This window comes from Streptomyces sp. NPDC051913 (assembly GCF_044593635.1).
GTDB lineage: Bacteria > Actinomycetota > Actinomycetes > Streptomycetales > Streptomycetaceae > Streptomyces.
Genome location: NZ_JBIUCI010000011.1, coordinates 120,996 through 141,031 on the forward strand (window position 1 = coordinate 120,996; position 20,036 = coordinate 141,031).

Sequence of the window (20,036 nt, forward strand, 5' to 3'; positions counted from 1 at the left end):
AAGGCTATCGGCGGCGACCCCCTGGCGGGTCGCCGCCGATCGTGTTTAGGTGCCACCTGATGGATTTCTTATTGACACCGGTGCACACGGGGGTGTGACTGCATGGCCGCAGGAGGTTTCTGCAAGCTGCCGACCGGCAGCGTGGTGGTGGCGCTGAACCTGCCCAGACCCGCCGCCGACGGCACGGACTGCGTCCGTGTCCTCGTCCACGCCCGCAACCGGGCGCGCGCCCTGACCAGGCTGCGCAACCTCGGGCTGCGGGCCGTCTACCTGCGCGGCAACGCGGCCCCGCCGACGCCGGACGAGATCACCGCCGTACTCCACCACCCGGACGGGCTGATATGGCGTACGGCCCCTGACAACGCTGTCGTGGCGCCGGGCCCAGAGCTCGCCCAGGAGCTGTGGCACCCGATCAGGGCGCTGCTGAGGCGGCCGACGGCGCCCGCCTGACTCAGGCGACGACGGGCTTCCCGGTCAGCTCCACACCGGCCGCGCGCAGCTCCTCCAGTGCGCGGTCGGTGGTCTCGGCCGCGACGCCCGCTGTCAGGTCCAGCAGTACCTGCGTACGGAAGCCCTCGCGCGCCGCGTCCAGCGCGGTGGCCCGCACGCAGTGGTCGGTCGCGATGCCGACCACGTCCACCTCGGTGACCTCCCGGGCGCGCAGCCAGTCGGCCAGCGGGACGCCGTTCTCGTCGGCGCCCTCGAAGCCGCTGTAGGCCGCCGCGTACGCCCCCTTGTCGAAGACGGCGTCGATGGCGCCGGAGGCGACGGCGGGGGCGAAGTTCGGGTGGAATCCCACGCCCTCGGTGCCCGCGACGCAGTGCGCGGGCCAGGAGTGCCGGAAGTCGGGGTTGTCGGCGAAGTGGCCGCCCGGCGCGATGTGGTGGTCGCGGGTGGCCACCACGTGCTGGTAGCCGGAGCCGGCCGCCTGTCCGATCAGCTCGGTGACGGCGGCGGCCACATCGGCACCCCCGGCCACGGCGAGGCTGCCCCCCTCGCAGAAGTCGTTCTGTACATCAACGACGATCAAGGCGCGGCGCATGGTGGGTGTCCTTCGACTATCGGTGAACTTACGAGCCTGGAGACTTCGGGGATACAGCGGGAGGGCGCACCGCTTCTAGCTACCCGACCGCCCGTGCACGTACTCCGTCGGAAGGACGGGTTCTCCGCGCGAGAGCTGGGTCGCGGACAGCGGCAGCCCGTCCCGCACGGCCCGGTGCCGGTCCCGTACGACGTCCAGCGGCTCCCGCGCCACCACGTCCCCGCCCTTGACCAGCTCCACCAGCAGCTGCCGGTCGGCGAGCTCCGCCGGGACGGCCCCGGTGCCGACGACCTCGGCCTCCGCGATCCCGTCCTCGTCGAGCCGCCGCGCGGCCCACTTGCGGCCGCCGATCGACGTCTTCCCGCCGGACGACTTCTTCGCGACCGGCACCAGCGGCGCCCTGGGGTCGGCGGACTCGGCCCGCGCGACCAGCTTGTAGACCATCGAGCAGGTCGGGTGCCCGGACCCGGTGACCAGCTGGGTGCCGACGCCGTACGCGTCCACGGGCGCCGCCGCGAGCGAGGCGATGGCGTACTCGTCGAGGTCCGAGGTCACGATGATCTTCGTGTCGCGCGCGCCCAGCTCGTCCAGCTGCTGGCGCACCCGGTGCGCGACGAGCAGCAGGTCACCCGAGTCGATGCGCACGGCTCCCAGCTCGGGCCCGGCCACCTCGACCGCCGTCCGCACGGCCGTCGCCACGTCGTAGGTGTCGACCAGCAGCGTGGTGTTCCGGCCCAGCGAGTCGACCTGGGCCTGGAAGGCGTCCCGCTCGTGGTCGTGCAGCAGGGTGAAGGCGTGGGCCGAGGTGCCGACGGTCGGGATGTTGTAGCGGAAGCCGGCCGCGAGGTCCGAGGTGGAGGCGAAACCGCCGACGTAGGCCGCGCGTGAGGCGGCGACGGCGGAGAGCTCGTGGGTGCGGCGGGCGCCCATCTCGATCAGCGGGCGCTGCCCGGCGGCGGACGACATGCGCGAGGCCGCCGCCGCGATGGCGGAGTCGTGGTTGAGGATCGAGAGGATCACGGTCTCCAGGAGCACGCACTCGGCGAAGGAACCCTCCACCCGCATGACCGGCGAGCCCGGGAAGTAGACCTCGCCCTCCGGATAGCCCCAGATGTCGCCCGAGAAGCGGTACGAGGCGAGCCATTCCAGGGTCGGCTCGTCGACGATGTCCCGCTCCCGCAGGAAGGCGAGGACGCCCGCGTCGAAGCGGAAGTTCTCGACGGCGTCCAGGACTCGCCCGGTGCCCGCGACGACGCCGTACCGGCGCCCGTCCGGCAGGCGCCGGGTGAAGACCTCGAAGACACTGCGCCGCTCGGCGGTACCCGCCTTCAGGGCGGCCTGCAACATCGTGAGCTCGTACTGATCCGTGAAGAGCGCCGTCGAGGGAACGTCCACCGGCAGCCCAAGGTCCGCTGTGTTCATGGCAAGGATGCTACACCCCTTCGCGTCAGTGTGACGATTTATGGAGGCCGTGGCAGCATGGGGCCTGTGACGTCACCCGCTCCCGTAGAGATCGAACGCACCGAGTCGGCGGAAGAGGTCTTCGCCGTACCCGAGCCGGACGTCCCCTGGGTCACGATCGTCCACAACGACCCGGTCAACCTCATGAGCTATGTGACCTACGTCTTCCAGACCTACTTCGGGTACACGAAGGACAAGGCGACCAAGCTCATGATGGACGTCCACCACAAGGGCCGGGCGGTCGTCTCCAGCGGATCCCGCGAGGAGATGGAACGCGATGTGCAGGCCATGCACGGCTACGGTCTGTGGGCCACCCTCCAGCAGGACCGGAAGTAGCGACTGACCCTGATGCCAGGAACCTTCGAACCGCTCCCCGGCGGCGGCGCGGCCGTCGCGCTCGACGACGTCGAGATCTCCATCATCCGGTCGCTGGCCGTCCAGCTCCTGGAACTCATCGGCCCCGGCCCCGCCGAGGACGCCCCCGACGACCCGCTCGCCGAGCTCTTCGCGGAGGGCCCGAGCGAGCCGCCCTCCGACCCGGTGCTCCGGCGGCTCTTCCCGGACGCCTACAGCGACCCCGAGGGCACGCCCGAGGCCCAGGAGGCGGAGGAGCAGCGCGCGTACTCCTCCGAGTTCCGCCGCTACACGGAGAACGACCTCAGGGCCGGCAAGCGCGACAACGCCCTCGCGGTGATCCGCACCCTGGACGCGCTGAGTCCGGTGGACGACGGCGGGGCGGTGCTGAAGCTGTCCGTCGGGGAGTCCCGGCAGTGGCTCAGCTCCCTCAACGACCTGCGGCTGGCGATCGGGTCCCGGCTGGAGATCACCGACGAGGAGGACACGGACCTCCTCTACCGGCTGCCGGACGAGGATCCGCGCAAGCCGATGGTGATGGCGTATCTGTGGCTGGGTGGCTTGCAGGAGACGCTTGTCTCCACCCTTATGCCCTGAGTGTGATGTTTTTGTGTTCGCTCAGCGGACGCTCAAATCCGGATAACGATCGCGTCACCCCGGCGGCCTCGTATGCCCGCCGGGGTGTTCTTTGTCCGCTTCTTCCTGTGCTCTGTGCCACATCCCGCACAGGTGATCAATGTTGCGGCCGTGATAAATCTTCACGACCGCCCGACGAACACCACCCGTATGTTCGGTCGGGTGCGCCACCGAGCCGGTAACCGCCGGCCAGGCAGGGGTGGGCTTTGCAGGCCTGCCCAGCTCCATCAATCCGGGGGGATCGAGAACCGGTCCGCGGCCGACGAGAGGCCCGGTTCGGTATGGAGAAAGGCGCACCACACATATGACCTCCGCTCAGGTCGACAAGGGTCCGGAGAACACCTCCGGCACCTCCGAAGAGGGTTACGAGCGTGGCCTCGGCAGTCGCCAGGTCCAGATGATCGCGATCGGCGGCGCCATCGGCGTCGGTCTGTTCCTCAACGCCGGGGCGAACATCGCCAAGGCGGGGCCCAGCCTCATCCTGATGTACGCCGTCGCCGGCGTGGTCATCTTCTTCATCATGCGGGCGCTCGGCGAGCTGCTCCTCTACCGCCCGGTCTCAGGCTCCTTCGCCGAGTACTCCCGTGAGTTCCTCGGCCCGTTCTTCGGCTACTTCACCGGCTGGACGTACTGGCTGCTGTGGGTCGTCACCGGCATGGCGGAACTGACCGCCGCCGCGATCTACATCCATTACTGGTTCCCGGACATCCCGCAGTGGGCCTCCGCGCTGGCCTTCCTGGTCGTCCTCTTCGTGGCCAACCTGATCTCGGTGAAGCTCTTCGGCGAGATCGAGTTCTGGTTCTCGATGATCAAGGTCACCGCCCTCATCGGCATGATCGTGATCGGCCTCGGCGTCCTCACCTTCGGCTTCAGCGCCGCCGGCGACACGGCCGCCGTCTCCAACCTCTGGGCCTTCGACGGCTTCTTCCCCAAGGGCATCGGCTCGTCCCTGATGACCCTCCAGGGCGTGATGTTCGCCTACCTCGCCGTCGAACTGGTCGGCGTCACCGCCGGTGAGTCGGAGAACCCGGAGAAGACCCTCCCCAAGGCGATCAACACCCTGCCCTGGCGGATCGGCCTCTTCTACGTCGGCGCCCTCACCGTCATCCTGTGCGTGGTCAAGTGGACCGAGTTCGCGCCCGGCGTCAGCCCCTTCGTGAAGGCGTTCGCGATGATCGGCATCCCGGCGGGCGCCGGCATCGTCAACTTCGTCGTGCTGACGGCGGCCCTGTCCTCCTGCAACTCCGGCATGTACTCCACCGGCCGCATGCTGCGCACCCTGGCCGACAGCGGCGAGGCCCCGAAGGCCTTCAACAAGCTGTCCGTGACCAAGACGCCGGCCCTCGCCATCACCGTCTCCGTGCTCTTCATGGGCATCGGCGTGGTCCTCAACTACATCGTCCCGGAGAAGGCCTTCGGGTACGTCGTCTCCGTCGCCACCGCGGCCGGTATCTGGACGTGGCTGATGATCCTGATCAGCCATGTGCGCTACCGCCGCGCGGTCGAGGCGGGGCGGCTGCCGGCGTCCTCGTTCCCGGCGCCGGGCGGCTCGAAGGGGTCGTACGTCGCCATCGTGTTCCTGCTCTTCGTCACGGGCCTGATCGCGTACGACTCCGAGTCCCGCGTCTGTCTGTATGTGATGGCGGGCTGGGCCGTCGCCCTCGGCATCGGCTGGATCGCCCTCAAGAGCCGCAACCCGCAGATCGCCGAGCGCCGCGAGCCGGAGTTCGAGAAGGTCGGCTGACCACCCCCAAGGACGTCCGGCCCAGGGAGTTTTCGTGGAACCCCCTGTCGCCTCCGCTCAAGGCGTCCGGCATATGGGCTGCCCCGTACCACCTGTCGGTACGGGGCGGCCCCTCTGCTTATCCTGACGGACATGCTGACCATCACCCAGGCCCTCGTCGACCAGATCGTCGCGCACGCGCGCAAGGACCACCCCGACGAGGCGTGCGGCGTCGTCGCCGGGCCCGCCGGGTCCGACCGGCCCGAGCGGTTCATCCCGATGCTCAACGCCGCCATGTCGCCCACGTTCTACGAGTTCGACTCCGGCGACCTGCTCAAGCTCTACCGCGAGATGGACGACCGCGACGAGGAGCCGGTGGTCATCTACCACTCCCACACCGCGACCGAGGCCTACCCCTCCCGCACCGACATCTCCTACGCCAACGAGCCCGGCGCCCACTACGTCCTCGTCTCGACCGCCGACACCGACGGACTCGGCGACTTCCAGTTCCGCTCCTACCGCATCGTCGAGGGCGAGGTCACCGAGGAGGACGTGGAGATCGTCGAGGCATACTGATCACCGTACGCCCGACCAACTCGGGGGATCGGAGACGGTGTTGACGCCACGGCCGCACGGACAGCGCCCCACGATCGAGGACGTCGCACGCCGGTCGGGAGTGTCCCGGTCCACGGTCTCGCGGGTGATCAACGGCGAGCCCAAGGTGCGCGCCGAGGTCGTCGAGGAGGTCCGGCGGGTCATCGCCGAACTCGGCTACGTCCCCAACCAGGCCGCCCGCCAGCTGGTCACCCACCGCACCGGCGCCGTCGCGGTCGTCGCGGACCAGCCCGACGGCCGGCTCTTCCTCGACCCGTTCTTCGACCGCCTGCTGCGCGGCATCCGCCGTGAACTCGCCCTGCACGGCGCCCAGGCCGTCCTGCTCTTCCTGGACGAGCCCGACGACCTCGCCCGCGTGGCCGACTACCTCGGCGGCGGCCATGTCGACGGCGCCGTCCTCTTCTCCCTGCACCCCGGCGGTCGCCTCCACGGCATGACCGACAGCCTCGACATCCCCGCCGTCTTCGGCGGCCGACCCCTCCTGCCCGCCGGCGACACCGTGCGCGCCCACCCCTACGTCGACGGCGACAACCGCGGCGGCGCCCGCCAGGCCGTCCGGCATCTCGTCTCGCTGGGCCGCCGTCGCATCGCCACCGTCGCCGGCCCGCACGACCAGGAGCACTCCGCCGCCGAACGCCTCGCCGGCTACCACGACGTCCTCCCCGACGCCCCGCCCGAGCTCGTGGAGCGCGCCGACTACACCCGGCAGGGCGGCGCCCGCGCCATGGCCGCGCTGCTCGACCGGTGCCCCGACCTGGACGCCGTCTTCGCCGCCTCCGACCTCATGGCCGCCGGCGCCCTGGACGCGCTGCGCGAGCACGGCCGCCGGGTGCCACAGGACGTGGCCGTCGTCGGCTTCGACGACCTGACCGAGATCGCCGAGGCCACCGACCCGCCCCTGACCACCGTCCACCAGGACGTCGCCGAGATGGGCCGTCTGCTGGCCCGGCTGCTGTTCGACCGGGCGACGGAGCCGGCCGCGGTCGTCGTACCCACCCGGCTGACCGTGCGCGCGTCCGCCTGAACTGTGGCGTCCTGAACTGTGGTGTCTCATCCTCCGGCCGGAATCCGTCCATCATGTGGGATCACACTCCGGGACCCGGACCGGGAATCGATACGATGACCGCATGGTTTCCCACGACGTGAGCGAGAAGACGCCGGGCATGCTGCTCGTGGCGCGGCTGCACGTCGACCTGTGCAGGCTCGCCAGCGCCATCTGTTGACGCTGCTCCCTGCCGCCGTACGGCCGTGAGCCGCGGCGCCACTCACCTCCGCTGTTCTGCGCTGCCGCGCGCCGCCCCACTCCAGACCGCATCCGACAGGAGCCCGCAACCATGGCCATCGAGGTCCGCATCCCGACCATCCTCCGCACGTACACCGACGGTCAGAAGGCCGTGGAGGGCACCGGGGACACTCTCGCCGAGCTCTTCACCGACCTCGAGACCCGGCACGCCGGCATCCAGGCCCGCATCGTGGACGGCGGCGAGCTGCGCCGCTTCGTCAACGTCTACCTCAACGACGAGGACGTCCGCTTCCTCGACGGCATCAACACCAAGCTCACCGACGGCGACAACGTCACGATCCTGCCGGCCGTGGCCGGCGGCATGGCCTGATCCTCGATGCGTTACGACTCCCCGCTCGCCGCGGTCGGCAACACCCCCCTGGTGCGCCTGCCGCGGCTGTCGCCGTCCGAGGACGTCCGCATCTGGGCCAAGCTGGAGGACCGCAACCCCACCGGCTCGGTCAAGGACCGGCCCGCCCTGCACATGATCGAGCAGGCGGAGAAGGACGGCCGCCTCACGCCGGGCTGCACCATCCTGGAGCCGACGAGCGGCAACACGGGCATCTCGCTGGCCATGGCGGCGAAGCTCAAGGGCTACCGCATCGTCTGCGTCATGCCCGAGAACACCTCGCAGGAACGCCGTGACCTGCTCGGCATGTGGGGCGCCGAGATCATCTCCTCGCCGGCCGCGGGCGGCTCCAACACCGCCGTGCGCGTCGCCAAGGAGCTCTCCGCCGAGCACCCCGACTGGGTGATGCTCTACCAGTACGGCAACCCGGACAACGCGGGCGCCCACTACGCCACGACCGGCCCGGAGATCCTCACCGACCTCCCCTCGATCACCCACTTCGTGGCGGGCCTCGGCACCACCGGCACCCTGATGGGCGTCGGCCGCTACCTGCGTGAGCACAAGCCGGACGTGCGGATCGTCGCCGCCGAGCCGCGCTACGACGACCTGGTGTACGGCCTGCGCAACCTCGACGAGGGCTTCGTACCCGAGCTCTACGACGCCTCCGTCCTGACCACCCGCTTCTCGGTCGGCTCGGCCGACGCGGTGACGCGTACGCGCGAGTTGTTGCAGCAGGAGGGCATCTTCGCGGGCGTCTCCACGGGCGCCGCGCTGCACGCCGCGATCGGCGTCGGCACCAAGGCGGTGAAGGCGGGGGAGACCGCCGACATCGTCTTCGTCGTGGCCGACGGCGGCTGGAAGTACCTGTCGACGGGCGTGTACACGGCCGCGACCACGGAGGAAGCGATCGAGACGCTCCAGGGCCAGCTCTGGGCGTAGCCGCTAACTCGCCAGGTGACGGACCTGGTCCCACAGGACCGGGTCCACCACACCCACCCGACGCCGGAAGTCCCACACCGGTACCTCGCGCAGCTCGTCCGTCTCCAGGAAGCTCGCGCGACCGTGGGCGTCGCCCACCGAACCCGGCGGCAGTGGAATGACTCCGGCCCGCTCGTCGTGGTACTTGCTGGTGATCTTCGCGACGACCGCGCGCCGCCCGTGCACCGCCAGTACCAGACACGGCCGGTCCTTCGCCCCCGGCGCGTCCTCGTAGGGCACGATCGCCCACCAGATCTCCGCGGGCCGCGGCCGCGCGGCACCCCGCGTCCCGGGCCGCCCGGGCGGCCGCGAACGCCGCCCCGCCGGCCGGCGCCCCCGCCCCCACCCGTCGACGAGCGTGGCGACCAACGCGAGCAACACCACCGCCGCGAGCGCCAGCCACCAGGACGTGTCCATAAGCACGACGTTACCGGCGCCCGATCCCCACCGCGCGCCCTTCGCACGCACGTTCCGACCGTGACCCGGTCGTGCGGCATCGCCTCGAAGCCTCGAACGGCTGAACGTGACGTACCTCGGATGGCAGCGCCGCACAGGTGAGTTCGCCCACAACAGCCCTTGGCGGAGGAGCGACAGGGGGTTTTGCGCCTTACGCTCGACGGACCGCACGACCCCCGACGCACCCACCTCTTTTCATCCCGCCAGCGGAGGTTTCTGCTTCATGAAGCTCACCGTCGTCGGCTGCTCGGGGTCGTTCCCGTCCGCGGAATCGGCCTGCTCGAGCTACCTCGTAGAGGCCGACGGCTTCCGGCTGCTTCTCGACATGGGCAACGGTGCCCTTGGCGAGTTGCAGCGCCACTGCGGTCTCTACGACCTCGACGCGATCTTCCTCAGCCATCTGCACGCCGACCACTGCATCGACATGTGCGCGTACTTCGTCGCGCGCTACTACCGCCACGACGGCGGACGCTGTGCCCCCATCCCGGTCTACGGCCCCGAGGGCACCGAACACCGTCTGACCACGGCCTACGCCGACACCCCCACCGCCTCCTCGATGAGCGAGGTCTTCGACTTCCACACGGTCAAGCCGTCCACCTTCGACGTCGGCCCCTTCACGGTCCACACCGAACGCGTGGCCCACCCGGTCGAGGCGTACGGCATCCGCGTGGAGCACGGCGGCAAGTCCCTCACCTACTCCGGTGACACGGGCGTCACCCCCGCGCTGGACGAACTCGCCCGCGACACGGACCTGTTCCTCTGCGAGGCCGCCTTCACCCACGGCAAGGAGGACATCCCGGACCTGCACCTCAACGGCCGCGAGGCGGGCGAGACCGCGACCCGGGCCGGCGCCCGGCGCCTGGTGCTCACCCACATCCCCCCGTGGACCGACCCGCAGGCCAACCTCGCCGACGCCCGCGCGGCGTTCGACGGCCCGGTGGAACTCGCGGCGCCGAGGGTGTCGTACGAGATCTGAGACGTACGTACGCGAAGGCCCCGGTACCTGTTCGGTACCGGGGCCTCGGTCATCGCGGGAGCCTCACGCCTTCGTGAGGTCCTCGACCTCCTCCTCGGGCTCGCGGCCCGGGGTGGGGAGGTTCCACTTGACGATGGCGAAGCGGAAGACGGCGTAGTAGATCGCCGCGAAGACCAGGCCGATCGGGATGATCAGCCAGGGCTTGGTCGCCAGGTTCCAGTTGAGGAAGTAGTCGATCGCGCCCGCCGAGAAGCTGAAGCCGTGGTGGACGCCCAGGGCCCAGGTGACGGCCATCGACAGGGCGGTCAGGACCGCATGGATGACGTACAGCGCCGGCGCGATGAACATGAACGCGAACTCGATCGGCTCGGTGATTCCGGTGACGAACGAGGTCAGCGCCAGCGAGATCATCATGCCGCCTACGGCCTTGCGGCGCTCCGGACGGGCCGTGTGCGTGATGGCCAGTGCGGCGGCCGGGAGGGCGAACATCATGATCGGGAAGAAGCCGGTCATGAACTGGCCCGCGGTCGGGTCGCCGTGGAAGAAGCGCGGCAGGTCACCGTGCCAGACGGCACCGGTGGAGTCCTTGAAGGAACCGATCTCCTGCCAGGCCACCGTGTTGACGAACTGGTGCATGCCGACCGGGAGAAGGGCCCGGTTGATCGCGCCGAAGATGCCCGCGCCGACGGCGCCGAGGCCGGTCATCCACTCGCCGAAGTTGGTGATCACGTCACCGATGGGCTCCCAGACCAGACCGAAGAAGACACCGATGGCCGTGCCGATGAAGGCCATCAGGATCGGCACCAGCCGGCGGCCGTTGAAGAAGCCCAGCCAGTCGGGGAGCTTGGTGCGGTGGAAGCGCTGCCAGACGACGGCGGATATGAGGCCCATGATGATGCCGCCGAAGACCTTGGGGTCGTTGTACGTGGCGGCGACGTCGGCACCCTTGGTGATCTTTGCGTCGGTGATCGGGAACGCGGTGAGGACGTTCTTGTAGACGAGGAAGCCCACCAGCGCGGCGAGCGCGGTCGAACCGTCGGCCTTCTTCGCGAAGCCGATGGCGATGCCCACACAGAACAGCAGCGGAAGGTTGGCGAAGACGGCGTCGCCGGCGGTGGCGAAGACGTCCGCCACCTTGCCCCAGCCCAGGCCGTCCTTGCCGAAGACATCGGGCTGGCCGAGGCGCAGCAGGATGCCTGCCGCCGGCAGCACGGCGATCGGCAATTGCAGGCTGCGGCCGACCTTCTGCAGGCCCTGGAAAAGACCGGATCCCCGCCTCTTCGCGGGGGCCGCCGTATCGGTGGCGGTGCTCATACGTCCTCCATCGGGTGGTGGTCTACACCACTCAGTGGTGTAGACCTGTTGTAGCACGATGAAGGTGACGTAAGGAACCCACGATTCCGTGACGGGAACCGTGGGTTCTGTAACCGCGTTGAGAAGGGCCGTTCGGCCTCAGACCTTCGTCACGTCCTCGACCTCGTCCTCGGGTTCCCGCCCCGGGGTCTTCAGGTCGAACTTCGTGATCGCGAACCGGAAGATCGCGTAGTAGACGGCCGCGAAACACAGGCCGATCGGGATGATCGCCCACGGTTTCGTCGCCAGGTTCCAGTTGATGATGTAGTCGATCAGACCGGCGGAGAAGCTGAACCCGTCGTGCACCCCGAGCCCCCATGTCACCGCCATCGACACACCCGTCAGCAGCGCGTGCACCGCGTACAGCAACGGCGCGATGAACAGGAACGAGTACTCGATGGGCTCGGTGATTCCGGTGACGAACGAGGTCAGCGCGACGGAGAGCATGAGCCCGCCGACCTCCTTGCGGCGGTGCGGCTTCGCGCAGTGCGTGATCGCCAGGGCCGCGGCCGGCAGCGCGAACATCATGATCGGGAAGAACCCGGACGTGAACTGACCCGCGTTCGGATCGCCCGCCAGGAACATGTTGATGTCACCGTGCACCTCGGTGCCGTCCGGCTTGGTGTACGTGCCGAACTGGAACCAGATGGGCACGTTCAGGAACTGATGCAGGCCGATGACCAGCAACGCCCGGTTCGCCAGACCGAAGATGCCCGCACCCCATGCGCCCGCGTCGCTCAGCCAGTCGCTGAAGTTCTCCAGCCCGTCACCGATCGGCGGCCAGATCCACAGACACAGCGCCGCGAACGCGATCGCCACGAACGCCATGATGATCGGCACGAGCCGGCGCCCGTTGAAGAAGCCCAGCCAGTCCACGAGCTTCGTACGGTGATAGCGCGCCCAGAAGAACGCCGTCAGCAGGCCCATGATGATGCCGCCGAAGACACCGGGGTTCTGATAAGTGAAGGCGGAAACGGAGTTGTCGGCGGCCTGGCAGCCGATCTTCTCGAGTGCCCTCGCCCCGACCGCACAGTCCTCCGGGAACTGCCGCAGCACGTTGTAGTAGACGAGGAACCCGGCCACCGCCGCGAGCGCTGTCGACCCGTCAGCCTTCTTCGCCATACCGATGGCCACGCCCACGCAGAACAGCAGCGGCAGCCCCAGCGAACCGTCGAGCAGTGCGCCGCCCGCACCCGCCATCACCTTGGAGACGTTCGTCCAGCCCAGCCCGTCGTCCCCGAACACGTCCGGCTGGCCGAGCCGGTTGAGGATGCCCGCGGCCGGCAGGACGGCGATGGGCAGCTGAAGACTCCGCCCCATCTTCTGCAGCCCCTGGAACGCGGAGTGCCACCGTCGGCGTGTGGGAGGGGGCTCAGTGGTCTCGGAACTCATGAGTTGGCGACCGCCTGTCAGGTGGTGTAGACCAGTTACGGACGATTGGATAGCTGTGACGTCATCTTTCGGTACGTTCGGCGCAATCGCTCGTGAAGTTGGGCCAACAGTGCGTTGCGTGAGGAGACCGACATGGCCAGCAAGGCAGAGAAGATCGTCGCCGGGCTCGGTGGCATCGACAACATCGAAGAGGTCGAGGGCTGCATCACCCGCCTGCGCACCGAGGTCAAGGACCCCGCGCTGGTCGACGACGCCGCCCTGAAGGCCGCCGGCGCCCACGGAGTCGTCAAGATGGGCACCGCGATCCAGGTCGTCATCGGCACGGACGCCGACCCGATCGCCGCGGACATCGAAGACATGATGTAAGGACCGCGGGAACGGTCAGGACGCTTCAGGGGCTCTTCCCACCGCACCGCGGGAGGAGCCCCTTCCTCGTCTGCCGCTAGGCTCATCGCCATGTCTCGAATCGACGGCCGCACCCCCGAACAGCTCCGCCCCGTCACCATCGAACGCGGCTGGAGCAAGCACGCCGAGGGCTCCGTCCTCGTCTCCTTCGGCGACACGAAGGTCTTCTGTACCGCCTCCGTCACCGAAGGCGTCCCCCGCTGGCGCAAGGGCAGTGGCGAGGGCTGGGTCACGGCCGAGTACTCCATGCTCCCCCGCGCCACCAACACCCGCGGCGACCGCGAATCCGTCCGCGGCAAGATCGGCGGCCGCACCCACGAGATCAGCCGCCTCATCGGCCGCTCGCTGCGCGCCGTCATCGACTACAAGGCGCTCGGCGAGAACACGATCGTCCTCGACTGCGATGTGTTGCAGGCCGACGGCGGCACGCGTACGGCGGCCATCACCGGCGCGTACGTGGCCCTCGCGGACGCGGTGTCCTGGGCCCAGGGCAAGAAGCTGATCAAGGCGGGCCGCCAGCCGCTGACCGGAACGGTCTCCGCGGTCTCGGTAGGCATCGTGGGAGGCGTGCCCCTGCTGGACCTCTGCTACGAGGAGGACGTCCGCGCCGAGACCGACATGAACGTCGTCTGCACCGGCGACGGCCGTTTCGTCGAGGTGCAGGGCACGGCGGAGGCGGAGCCCTTCGCCCGCGACGAGCTCAACTCCCTCCTCGATCTCGCGGTTTCGGGCTGCGCGGAACTCGCTGTCCTGCAGCGCAAGGCCCTTGATACCGTCCTCGAAAAGTAAAGGACGGACCAAGGAAAGGCGGCCGGCAGGGGCAACCCGGCCGCCCGAACTCGCGTCACTAGGAGTACGGGCGTACGGCACACCGCGGTACGCCCGGCCAGTGCACGGGGGCCCTTGGGGCTGAGCAAGGGAGGGACCATCACCATGGCCGAGAGCCGACGCGGCCGTCGTCGACCACGTCTTGTCGTCATCGCCGCCGCAGTGGCGGCCGTAGGACTGACGGCAGGCCTGACCACCGGCTGCGACGCGGTCAACAAGGCACTGGACTGCGTCCAGACCGCCGACGCCATCGCCGACAGCGTCACCGACCTCCAGCAGGCCGTGGAGAACGCGTCCAACGACCCGACGCAGCTTGAGGAGTCCCTCGACTCCATCGACAAGAACCTCGACGAGATAGGCGACAAGACCGACAACGCCGACGTCAACCAGGCCGTCGAGGACCTCGGCAAGGCGGTCGACAACGTCCGCACATCCGTCGACAACGGCGACGCGACCCCCGACCTCAGCCCGATCACGGACGCGGCGGGCGAGTTGACGAAGGTCTGCACGCCGTAACCGGGGCCGTCGGCGGACCGGGCCACTGCCGGGATACTGGGGGTCATGACCCGCCTGATCCTCGCCACCCGCAACGCCGGCAAAATCACCGAACTCCGCGCCATCCTCGCCGACGCAGGTCTGAGCCATGACCTGGTCGGCGCGGAGGCGTACCCCGACATCCCCGACGTCAAGGAAACCGGCGTCACCTTCGCCGAGAACGCCCTCCTGAAGGCCCACGCCCTCGCCCAGGCCACCGGCCTCCCCGCGGTCGCCGACGACTCGGGCCTGTGCGTGGACGTCCTGAACGGCGCCCCGGGCATCTTCTCGGCCCGCTGGTCAGGCCGCCACGGCGACGACAGCGCCAACCTCAACCTCCTCCTGGCCCAACTCTCGGACATCGCCGACGAACACCGAGCCGCCCACTTCGCCTGCGCGGCGGCGCTGGCCCTGCCGGACGGCACGGAACGAGTGGTCGAGGGCCAACTGCGAGGGCTGCTGAGGCACTCTCCGGTGGGCACGAACGGCTTCGGCTACGACCCGATCCTCCAGCCGGACGGCGAGACCCGCACCTGCGCCGAACTGACGGCGGAGGAGAAGAACGCGATCAGCCACCGGGGGAAGGCGTTCCGGGGGTTGGTGCCGGTGGTGCGGGAGCTGTTGGGCTGACACATGACGAAGGTCCACCCGAACCGGGGTGGACCTTCGCATCAAAGGTGTGCGGCCGGAGGGACTCGAACCCTCAAGGGATTTCTCCCACAGCATCCTAAGTGCTGCGCGTAGGCCAGTTCCGCCACGGCCGCCCGCGCGCTCATGCTACCCGGCTGGACGGCTCCGTAGTCGAGCGCTTGACGGGCTCCGAGGCCGCCACACCACGGATCCTTGTCCGCTCGGGAGGCTTTTCTCATGACCTCAGCAGTAGATGAAACAGACGACATCTCCGTCCGGCCCGTCACCCCCACCGACCGCCCCACCCTCGACCGCCTCTGGCTTCTGTTCCGACATGATCTGTCGGAGTTCGGGGGTCAACTGCCCAACCCCGACGGCATGTTCAGGACCGAGCGGCTGGAGGCGGCGTTCAGTGGTGACAAGGACTGGGCCGCGTACCTCTTCAGTAGCGCCCAACAACCCGTGGGGTTCGCGTTCGTGCGGGGGCTCGATGGGCCCACCCGCGTGCTCAACAGCTTCTTCGTCGTACGAGGGGCCCGGCGGGCCGGGATCGGGATGCGGGCCGTGCGGGACGTCGTCGCGCGGCATCCGGGGGCGTGGACCGTCGCGTTTCAGGACGCCAATCCGGGGGCCGTACGGTTCTGGCGGCGGGTCGCCGACCAGCTGGCGCCAGGGGCCTGGACCGAGGAGCGCAGGCCGGTGCCGGGGCGGCCCGGCCTGGCACCCGATGTGTGGGTCAGCTTCCGATACCCAGGTCCTTGATGATCTTCGCCACGTGGCCCGTCGCCCGGACGTTGTACAGCGCCCGTTCGACCTTGCCCTCCTCGTCCACCACGATCGTGGAGCGGATGACGCCCATGTAGGTCTTGCCGTAGTTCTTCTTCTCGCCGTACGCCGCGTAGGCCTCGGTGACCGTCTTCTCCGGGTCGGCCAACAGCGTGATCCTCAGGTTCTCCTTGTCCCTGAACTTCGCCAGCTTCTCCGGGGCGTCCGGGCTGATGCCGATGACGTCGTACCCGGCGCCGGCCAGCAGTTCCAGGTTGTCGGTGAAGTCGCAGGCCTGCTTCGTGCAGCCGGGGGTGAGGGCCGCGGGGTAGAAGTAGACGATGACCTTGCGGCCCTTGTGGTCCGCCAGGGACACGTCGGTGCCGTCGGCGTCGGGGAGGGTGAAGGCGGGGGCTACGTCCCCGGGCTGGAGTCGCTCGCTCATCCGGCAAGCCTAACCGGGGGTCCTGACAGTGCGGCGGCCCGGCGAGCTGACAGACTGTCCAGGACAGGCAGAGGCACAGGCACAGAACACAGCGGACTCCGGAGGACCCACCGTGGCGGACACGTCGGACACGAGAACCCCGGCGCAGATCGAGGCGGACATCAAGCGCCGCCGCGAGACGCTGGCCGAGACGCTCGACGAGATCGGGGTGCGGGTGCACCCGAAGACGATCGTCGGCGATGCCAAGGCCAAGGTGGTGTCGAACATCGATCACACGCTAGGGCGGGCCTACGTCGGCGTGAACAAGGTCCTCACCGACACCAAGGCCCAGTTCGTCGACGAGGAGGGGGCTCCGCGGTTCGAGCGCATCGTCCCGGTCGCGCTCGTCGCCGTAGGGCTGGTCGGGCTTCTCGCCCTCGGCAGCACCCGGCGTCGCAAGGGCTGACCCGGGCGCGTACGGATTCCCGTCAGGCAGGTAGGTTCTCAGCCGTGAGCGCCAAGAGAAACGACCACAGCGACCAGCACGACAAGCTGCCCATCCGGATGCTGCACGACCGGGTACTGGTGCGGCAGGACGCCGGTGAGGGCGAGCGGCGTTCCGGGGGCGGCATCCTGATCCCCGCCACCGCGGCCGTCGGGCGTCGGCTGGCCTGGGCCGATGTCGTCGCCGTCGGGCAGAACGTACGGACCGTCGAGCCGGGGGACCGGGTCCTCTACGACCCCGAGGACCGTGCCGAGGTGGAGGTGCGCGGCATCGCCTATGTGCTGATGCGCGAGCGCGATCTGCATGCCGTGGCCGCGGACCGCTTCGAGGGCTCCGAGGACTCGACGGGGCTGTACCTCTGAATCAACGGTGAAAAGGGCTGGTGACCATCGTCACCAGCCCTTTTTGTCATTCCTTTGCTAGCTTTGAAGAGTCAACCCGACGAGACGCGCCGTACCGGGTCCTACGACAAGACGACGCACCCCGTACCGAAGTCCGCGTCTCGGAGGTGCCTGTCATGGCCTGGGTTCTGCTCGTCGTCGCCGGTCTGCTCGAAGTCGGCTGGTCGATCGGGATGAAGTACACCGACGGTTTCACCCGGCTGGTGCCGAGTCTGTTCACCGGTGCCGGGATCGTCGCGAGCATGCTGCTGCTGTCGTACGCCGCCCGTTCCCTTCCCATCGGTACCGCCTACGGCGTGTGGGTGGGTATCGGGGCGGCCGGGGCGGCGGTGCTCGGCATGGTGGTGCTGGGGGAGCCCGTCACCGCCGCCCGGATCTTCTTCGTGTGCCTGCTGCTGGTCGCCGTGGTCGGTCTGAAGGCGACCGGCGGTCACTGAGCCCGCGGTCCTAACCGGTCTTGCCCGGTGGTCCCGCCGTCGTGCCGGTCGTCGTCGTTCCGCCGTCCGTGGTGCCGCCGTCGGCGGTCCCCCCGTCCGCCGTCCCACCGGTGGTGGTGCCCCCGTCCGTCGTACCGCCCGTGGTCGTCGTGGTGCCGCCGGTCGTCGTCCCGCCGTCCGTGGTGCCGCCGGTCGTGGTGCCCCCGTCCGTCGTACCACCGGTGGTCGTCGTGTCGCCGGTGGTGCCGCCCTCCGTCTGGCCCTGGGTGTCCTGGCCGCCGTCGGTCGTGCCGCCGTCGTCCTGGCCCGCGGTGTCGTCCGGGGCCTCGGAGGTCGGCTGCTGGGTCGGGGTCTGGACGACGTCGGCGCCCTCCTGGAGCTCCAGGTCGAAGTCGGTGGCGGGCTTGCCCTTGAGGGCGCGCTCGGTGAAGTCGGCCCAGATCTCCGCGGGCGCCCCGCCGCCGTTGACGCGCTGGAGGCCCATCGCGCCGTAGAGCGACTTGTGGGCGGCCGTCTTCGGGTCCTGGCCCATCACCGCGACGACCGTGGCGAGGTCGGGGGTGTAGCCGGCGAACCAGGCGGCCTGGTCCTCCTCGGCGGTGCCGGTCTTGCCGGCCGCGGGGCGGCCCGCGGCCTGGGCGGCGGTGGCGGTGCCGTTCTCGACGACGCTCTGGAGGATCGAGGTGGTGGTGTCGGCGGCCTGGCGGGTGACGACCTGGGAGGTCTTGCGCTCCGGCAGCTTCACGACGTCCTGGCCGTCCTTGGTGACGCTCTTGATCAGCATGTACGTGCCGTGCTTGCCGTGGTTGGCGAGCGTGGCGTACGACTCCGCCATGTCGAGGACGCTGGCGGTGTTCACCCCGAGCGCGATGGACGGCGAGGCGTTCAGGTCGGGGGTGTCGGAGGGGATACCGAGGGCGACGGCGGTCTGCTTGACCTTGTCGGAGCCCACGTCCACGGCCATCTGCGCGTACACCGAGTTCACCGACTTGTCGGTGGCGGTGCGCACGGTGATGTCGCCGTACGAGACGTCGTCCTCGTTCGCCGGGGCGTAGCTGCCGCCGGTCCAGCCCTGGACGGGGCGCTTGTTGGTGCCGTCGTAGATCGTGTTCGGGGTGATCGTGCGGCCGTCCTGGGTGGTGGACTCGTTCTGGACGGCGGAGGTGAACACGAAGGGCTTGAAGGTGGAGCCGACCTGGAAGTCCCGGCGGGTGGCGTTGTTCGTGTACTGCTTGACGTAGTCGATGCCGCCGTACATCGCCACGACCTGCCCGGTCTTCGGGTCGACGGCGGCGCCGCCCGCGCGGACGTACGTGTCGACCTTGCGGTTCTTCTTGTCGAGCTTGTCCATCAGCTGCTTGTTGACGGCGGCGACGAAGTCGTCCTGCTTGCTCTTCTGGATGGTGGTGGTGATCCGGTAGCCGCCGGCGTCGAGTTCGTCGGCGCTGAGGATCTTGTTCTTGGCCAGGTAGTCGTTGACGGCGTTGACGAGGTAACCGCGCTGCCCGGACATGCCGGTGGAGACGGTGGCCTCCTTCGGCATCGGGAACTTCAGCCCGGTCCGCTCGGCCTGGTCGAGCCAGCCCTCCTTGACCATGCCGTCCAGGACGTAGTTCCAACGGGCCACGGCGGCCGACTTGTTCTCCGGGTGGGCGACGACGTCGTACTCGCTCGGCGCGTTGAGCAGGGCGGCGAGGTAGGCGCCCTCGGCGGCGGAGAGCTCGGTGGCGTCCTTGCCGTAGTAGGCCTGGGCGGCGGCCTGGATGCCGTACGAATTGCGGCCGAAGTAGCTGGTGTTGAGGTAGCCCTCCAGGATCTCCGCCTTGGACTTCTCGCGGTCCAGCTTGATCGAGATGAAGAACTCCTTCACCTTGCGGGTGACGGTCTGCTCCTGGGCCAGGTAGTAGTTCTTCACGTACTGCTGGGTGATCGTGGAGCCGGACTGGGCGCCCTTGCCGGTTGCGGTGTTCCAGCCCGCGCGCACCATCGCCTTGGGGTCGATCGCCGACTCGGAGTAGAAGTCCCGGTCCTCGGCGGCCAGTACGGCGTGCTGGGCGGCCAGGGAGACCTGGGAGAGGCCGACGTTCTCGCGGTTGACCTCGCCGTCGCGGGCGAGCTGGCTGCCGTCGGCGTAGAGGTAGACGTTGGACTGCTTGGTGGCGAGGGCGTTGGCGGGCGGGATCTTGACCAGCGAGTAGCCGAGGAAGAACAGGCCGATGAGCAGCAGTATCCCGATGACGAAGGTGCCGAGCACCATGCGCCAGGTGGGGATCAGCCGCCGCCAGCCGGTGCGCTTGGGCCGCTTGGGCTTGCCCTTGCCGGTGTCCTGGCCCCCTTCGGGGTCTCTGGGCGCCCAGCCCTCGGTCGGCTGCTGCGGCTGCGGCTCGTCGCTCATGTCGTGCACGGACTCCTGTTGCGTGTCTCTTATGCGCTGGTTGTGCGCCATACGCCGCCATACGCCGTCGTACGCGCGCGTACGCCCTCGTACGC

General features: G+C 69.1%; 25 protein-coding genes, 1 tRNA gene and 1 riboswitch. Of the genes, 18 read left to right on the forward strand and 8 right to left on the reverse strand.

Annotation, left to right across the window (positions count from 1 at the left end):
• Positions 1 to 102: 102 nt before the first annotated feature.
• Complete coding sequence (locus ACIHIX_RS30305) at positions 103 to 450, forward strand: hypothetical protein (RefSeq protein WP_399961654.1); 348 nt, start codon at positions 103 to 105, stop codon at positions 448 to 450.
• Between the two features lies 1 nt (position 451).
• Here ACIHIX_RS30305 and ACIHIX_RS30310 read toward each other — a convergent pair whose 3' ends face one another.
• Both ACIHIX_RS30310 and ACIHIX_RS30315 read right to left on the reverse strand, forming a co-directional pair.
• Positions 452 to 1,042: an isochorismatase family protein gene (locus tag ACIHIX_RS30310; protein ID WP_399961656.1), complete on the reverse strand. Its 591-nt coding sequence runs from the start codon at positions 1,040 to 1,042 to the stop codon at positions 452 to 454.
• Between the two features lie 75 nt (positions 1,043 to 1,117).
• Entirely contained in the window at positions 1,118 to 2,464 is a 1,347-nt protein-coding gene (locus ACIHIX_RS30315) for a nicotinate phosphoribosyltransferase (RefSeq protein WP_399961658.1), read from the reverse strand.
• A gap of 57 nt (positions 2,465 to 2,521) precedes the next feature.
• Here ACIHIX_RS30315 and clpS point away from each other — a divergent pair, with 57 nt between their 5' ends.
• The 8 genes from clpS to ACIHIX_RS30355 all read left to right on the forward strand — a co-directional run bounded on the left by clpS (position 2,522) and on the right by ACIHIX_RS30355 (position 8,401).
• On the forward strand, positions 2,522 to 2,839 hold the full coding sequence (clpS, locus tag ACIHIX_RS30320; RefSeq protein ID WP_399961660.1) for an ATP-dependent Clp protease adapter ClpS: 318 nt from the start codon (positions 2,522 to 2,524) through the stop codon (positions 2,837 to 2,839).
• Positions 2,840 to 2,851: 12 nt separating this feature from the next.
• Positions 2,852 to 3,454 carry a DUF2017 domain-containing protein gene (locus ACIHIX_RS30325; RefSeq protein WP_399961662.1) on the forward strand — a complete coding sequence of 201 codons (603 nt, stop codon included), beginning with the start codon at positions 2,852 to 2,854 and terminating at the stop codon, positions 3,452 to 3,454.
• A gap of 343 nt (positions 3,455 to 3,797) precedes the next feature.
• Positions 3,798 to 5,237, forward strand: coding sequence for an amino acid permease (locus tag ACIHIX_RS30330; protein WP_399961664.1), 1,440 nt, complete (start codon positions 3,798 to 3,800; stop codon positions 5,235 to 5,237).
• A gap of 132 nt (positions 5,238 to 5,369) precedes the next feature.
• Positions 5,370 to 5,792: a M67 family metallopeptidase gene (locus ACIHIX_RS30335; protein ID WP_132798756.1), complete on the forward strand. Its 423-nt coding sequence runs from the start codon at positions 5,370 to 5,372 to the stop codon at positions 5,790 to 5,792.
• 40 nt (positions 5,793 to 5,832) lie between these two features.
• Positions 5,833 to 6,855 (forward strand): LacI family DNA-binding transcriptional regulator, encoded by a 1,023-nt coding sequence (locus ACIHIX_RS30340; RefSeq protein ID WP_399961988.1) that lies wholly within the window; start codon positions 5,833 to 5,835, stop codon positions 6,853 to 6,855.
• Between the two features lie 103 nt (positions 6,856 to 6,958).
• Positions 6,959 to 7,054: a putative leader peptide gene (locus ACIHIX_RS30345; RefSeq protein WP_019759525.1), complete on the forward strand. Its 96-nt coding sequence runs from the start codon at positions 6,959 to 6,961 to the stop codon at positions 7,052 to 7,054.
• A 111-nt stretch (positions 7,055 to 7,165) separates the two neighbouring features.
• Positions 7,166 to 7,444, forward strand: a complete 279-nt coding sequence (locus ACIHIX_RS30350; protein WP_387762655.1) for a MoaD/ThiS family protein — start codon at positions 7,166 to 7,168, stop codon at positions 7,442 to 7,444.
• A 6-nt stretch (positions 7,445 to 7,450) separates the two neighbouring features.
• Positions 7,451 to 8,401 carry a PLP-dependent cysteine synthase family protein gene (locus ACIHIX_RS30355; protein ID WP_399961668.1) on the forward strand — a complete coding sequence of 317 codons (951 nt, stop codon included), beginning with the start codon at positions 7,451 to 7,453 and terminating at the stop codon, positions 8,399 to 8,401.
• A 3-nt stretch (positions 8,402 to 8,404) separates the two neighbouring features.
• Here the strand turns inward: ACIHIX_RS30355 and ACIHIX_RS30360 are convergent, their stop codons facing one another.
• Complete coding sequence (locus tag ACIHIX_RS30360; protein ID WP_399961670.1) at positions 8,405 to 8,857, reverse strand: type II toxin-antitoxin system PemK/MazF family toxin; 453 nt, start codon at positions 8,855 to 8,857, stop codon at positions 8,405 to 8,407.
• Positions 8,858 to 9,119: 262 nt separating this feature from the next.
• On the opposite strand from ACIHIX_RS30360, the gene ACIHIX_RS30365 reads away from it, so the two are divergent.
• A complete protein-coding gene (locus ACIHIX_RS30365; RefSeq protein WP_399961671.1) occupies positions 9,120 to 9,872 on the forward strand; it encodes an MBL fold metallo-hydrolase in 753 nt (250 codons plus the stop codon).
• Between the two features lie 63 nt (positions 9,873 to 9,935).
• On the opposite strand, the gene ACIHIX_RS30370 is transcribed toward ACIHIX_RS30365, so the two are convergent.
• Together ACIHIX_RS30370 and ACIHIX_RS30375 are read right to left on the reverse strand one after the other, a co-directional pair.
• Entirely contained in the window at positions 9,936 to 11,186 is a 1,251-nt protein-coding gene (locus ACIHIX_RS30370; protein ID WP_399961673.1) for a PTS transporter subunit EIIC, read from the reverse strand.
• Positions 11,187 to 11,324: 138 nt separating this feature from the next.
• Positions 11,325 to 12,617: a PTS transporter subunit EIIC gene (locus tag ACIHIX_RS30375; protein ID WP_399961675.1), complete on the reverse strand. Its 1,293-nt coding sequence runs from the start codon at positions 12,615 to 12,617 to the stop codon at positions 11,325 to 11,327.
• Positions 12,618 to 12,749: 132 nt separating this feature from the next.
• Here ACIHIX_RS30375 and ACIHIX_RS30380 point away from each other — a divergent pair, with 132 nt between their 5' ends.
• The 4 genes from ACIHIX_RS30380 to rdgB all read left to right on the forward strand — a co-directional run bounded on the left by ACIHIX_RS30380 (position 12,750) and on the right by rdgB (position 15,014).
• On the forward strand, positions 12,750 to 12,983 hold the full coding sequence (locus ACIHIX_RS30380) for a glucose PTS transporter subunit EIIB (protein ID WP_055568676.1): 234 nt from the start codon (positions 12,750 to 12,752) through the stop codon (positions 12,981 to 12,983).
• Between the two features lie 90 nt (positions 12,984 to 13,073).
• A complete protein-coding gene (gene rph / locus ACIHIX_RS30385; protein ID WP_399961677.1) occupies positions 13,074 to 13,811 on the forward strand; it encodes a ribonuclease PH in 738 nt (245 codons plus the stop codon).
• A gap of 144 nt (positions 13,812 to 13,955) precedes the next feature.
• The gene (locus ACIHIX_RS30390; protein WP_399961679.1) at positions 13,956 to 14,366 is read left to right on the forward strand and encodes a hypothetical protein; all 411 of its coding nucleotides are present in this window, start codon (positions 13,956 to 13,958) and stop codon (positions 14,364 to 14,366) included.
• Positions 14,367 to 14,411: 45 nt separating this feature from the next.
• Complete coding sequence (gene rdgB, locus ACIHIX_RS30395) at positions 14,412 to 15,014, forward strand: RdgB/HAM1 family non-canonical purine NTP pyrophosphatase (RefSeq protein ID WP_399961681.1); 603 nt, start codon at positions 14,412 to 14,414, stop codon at positions 15,012 to 15,014.
• 50 nt (positions 15,015 to 15,064) lie between these two features.
• Here rdgB and ACIHIX_RS30400 read toward each other — a convergent pair.
• Positions 15,065 to 15,148, reverse strand: a tRNA-Leu gene (locus ACIHIX_RS30400).
• Positions 15,149 to 15,251: 103 nt separating this feature from the next.
• On the opposite strand from ACIHIX_RS30400, the gene ACIHIX_RS30405 reads away from it, so the two are divergent.
• The gene (locus ACIHIX_RS30405) at positions 15,252 to 15,776 is read left to right on the forward strand and encodes a GNAT family N-acetyltransferase (protein ID WP_399961683.1); all 525 of its coding nucleotides are present in this window, start codon (positions 15,252 to 15,254) and stop codon (positions 15,774 to 15,776) included.
• On the opposite strand, the gene bcp is transcribed toward ACIHIX_RS30405, so the two are convergent.
• A complete protein-coding gene (gene bcp / locus ACIHIX_RS30410) occupies positions 15,751 to 16,224 on the reverse strand; it encodes a thioredoxin-dependent thiol peroxidase (protein ID WP_399961685.1) in 474 nt (157 codons plus the stop codon). The genes ACIHIX_RS30405 and bcp overlap by 26 nt on opposite strands.
• A 112-nt stretch (positions 16,225 to 16,336) precedes the next feature.
• Here bcp and ACIHIX_RS30415 point away from each other — a divergent pair, with 112 nt between their 5' ends.
• The 3 genes from ACIHIX_RS30415 to ACIHIX_RS30425 all read left to right on the forward strand — a co-directional run bounded on the left by ACIHIX_RS30415 (position 16,337) and on the right by ACIHIX_RS30425 (position 17,546).
• Complete coding sequence (locus ACIHIX_RS30415) at positions 16,337 to 16,669, forward strand: DUF3618 domain-containing protein (RefSeq protein WP_399961687.1); 333 nt, start codon at positions 16,337 to 16,339, stop codon at positions 16,667 to 16,669.
• A 44-nt stretch (positions 16,670 to 16,713) separates the two neighbouring features.
• A complete protein-coding gene (locus ACIHIX_RS30420) occupies positions 16,714 to 17,070 on the forward strand; it encodes a GroES family chaperonin (RefSeq protein ID WP_399961689.1) in 357 nt (118 codons plus the stop codon).
• A 55-nt stretch (positions 17,071 to 17,125) separates the two neighbouring features.
• Positions 17,126 to 17,191: riboswitch (guanidine-III (ykkC-III) riboswitch) on the forward strand.
• Positions 17,192 to 17,225: 34 nt separating this feature from the next.
• The gene (locus ACIHIX_RS30425) at positions 17,226 to 17,546 is read left to right on the forward strand and encodes an SMR family transporter (RefSeq protein WP_363163686.1); all 321 of its coding nucleotides are present in this window, start codon (positions 17,226 to 17,228) and stop codon (positions 17,544 to 17,546) included.
• Between the two features lie 10 nt (positions 17,547 to 17,556).
• Here the strand turns inward: ACIHIX_RS30425 and ACIHIX_RS30430 are convergent, their stop codons facing one another.
• A complete protein-coding gene (locus ACIHIX_RS30430) occupies positions 17,557 to 19,941 on the reverse strand; it encodes a transglycosylase domain-containing protein (RefSeq protein ID WP_399961691.1) in 2,385 nt (794 codons plus the stop codon).
• Positions 19,942 to 20,036: the final 95 nt, after the last annotated feature.

Excerpts from the sequence above, each read along its gene's own strand:
- ACIHIX_RS30370 (WP_399961673.1), bottom strand. The coding sequence starts at position 11,186 with ATGAGCACCGCCACCGATACGGCGGCCCCCGCGAAGAGGCGGGGATCC.
- ACIHIX_RS30375 (WP_399961675.1), bottom strand. The coding sequence starts at position 12,617 with ATGAGTTCCGAGACCACTGAGCCCCCTCCCACACGCCGACGGTGGCAC.
- ACIHIX_RS30350 (WP_387762655.1), top strand. The coding sequence starts at position 7,166 with ATGGCCATCGAGGTCCGCATCCCGACCATCCTCCGCACGTACACCGAC.
- ACIHIX_RS30330 (WP_399961664.1), top strand. The coding sequence starts at position 3,798 with ATGACCTCCGCTCAGGTCGACAAGGGTCCGGAGAACACCTCCGGCACC.
- rdgB (WP_399961681.1), top strand. The coding sequence starts at position 14,412 with ATGACCCGCCTGATCCTCGCCACCCGCAACGCCGGCAAAATCACCGAA.
- ACIHIX_RS30310 (WP_399961656.1), bottom strand. The coding sequence starts at position 1,042 with ATGCGCCGCGCCTTGATCGTCGTTGATGTACAGAACGACTTCTGCGAG.
- ACIHIX_RS30360 (WP_399961670.1), bottom strand. The coding sequence starts at position 8,857 with ATGGACACGTCCTGGTGGCTGGCGCTCGCGGCGGTGGTGTTGCTCGCG.
- rph (WP_399961677.1), top strand. The coding sequence starts at position 13,074 with ATGTCTCGAATCGACGGCCGCACCCCCGAACAGCTCCGCCCCGTCACC.
- ACIHIX_RS30325 (WP_399961662.1), top strand. The coding sequence starts at position 2,852 with ATGCCAGGAACCTTCGAACCGCTCCCCGGCGGCGGCGCGGCCGTCGCG.
- bcp (WP_399961685.1), bottom strand. The coding sequence starts at position 16,224 with ATGAGCGAGCGACTCCAGCCCGGGGACGTAGCCCCCGCCTTCACCCTC.
- ACIHIX_RS30430 (WP_399961691.1), bottom strand. The coding sequence starts at position 19,941 with ATGAGCGACGAGCCGCAGCCGCAGCAGCCGACCGAGGGCTGGGCGCCC.
- ACIHIX_RS30390 (WP_399961679.1), top strand. The coding sequence starts at position 13,956 with ATGGCCGAGAGCCGACGCGGCCGTCGTCGACCACGTCTTGTCGTCATC.
- ACIHIX_RS30315 (WP_399961658.1), bottom strand. The coding sequence starts at position 2,464 with ATGAACACAGCGGACCTTGGGCTGCCGGTGGACGTTCCCTCGACGGCG.
- ACIHIX_RS30365 (WP_399961671.1), top strand. The coding sequence starts at position 9,120 with ATGAAGCTCACCGTCGTCGGCTGCTCGGGGTCGTTCCCGTCCGCGGAA.
- ACIHIX_RS30405 (WP_399961683.1), top strand. The coding sequence starts at position 15,252 with ATGACCTCAGCAGTAGATGAAACAGACGACATCTCCGTCCGGCCCGTC.
- clpS (WP_399961660.1), top strand. The coding sequence starts at position 2,522 with ATGGGGCCTGTGACGTCACCCGCTCCCGTAGAGATCGAACGCACCGAG.
- ACIHIX_RS30355 (WP_399961668.1), top strand. The coding sequence starts at position 7,451 with ATGCGTTACGACTCCCCGCTCGCCGCGGTCGGCAACACCCCCCTGGTG.
- ACIHIX_RS30305 (WP_399961654.1), top strand. The coding sequence starts at position 103 with ATGGCCGCAGGAGGTTTCTGCAAGCTGCCGACCGGCAGCGTGGTGGTG.
- ACIHIX_RS30335 (WP_132798756.1), top strand. The coding sequence starts at position 5,370 with ATGCTGACCATCACCCAGGCCCTCGTCGACCAGATCGTCGCGCACGCG.
- ACIHIX_RS30380 (WP_055568676.1), top strand. The coding sequence starts at position 12,750 with ATGGCCAGCAAGGCAGAGAAGATCGTCGCCGGGCTCGGTGGCATCGAC.
- ACIHIX_RS30345 (WP_019759525.1), top strand. The coding sequence starts at position 6,959 with ATGGTTTCCCACGACGTGAGCGAGAAGACGCCGGGCATGCTGCTCGTG.
- ACIHIX_RS30425 (WP_363163686.1), top strand. The coding sequence starts at position 17,226 with ATGGCCTGGGTTCTGCTCGTCGTCGCCGGTCTGCTCGAAGTCGGCTGG.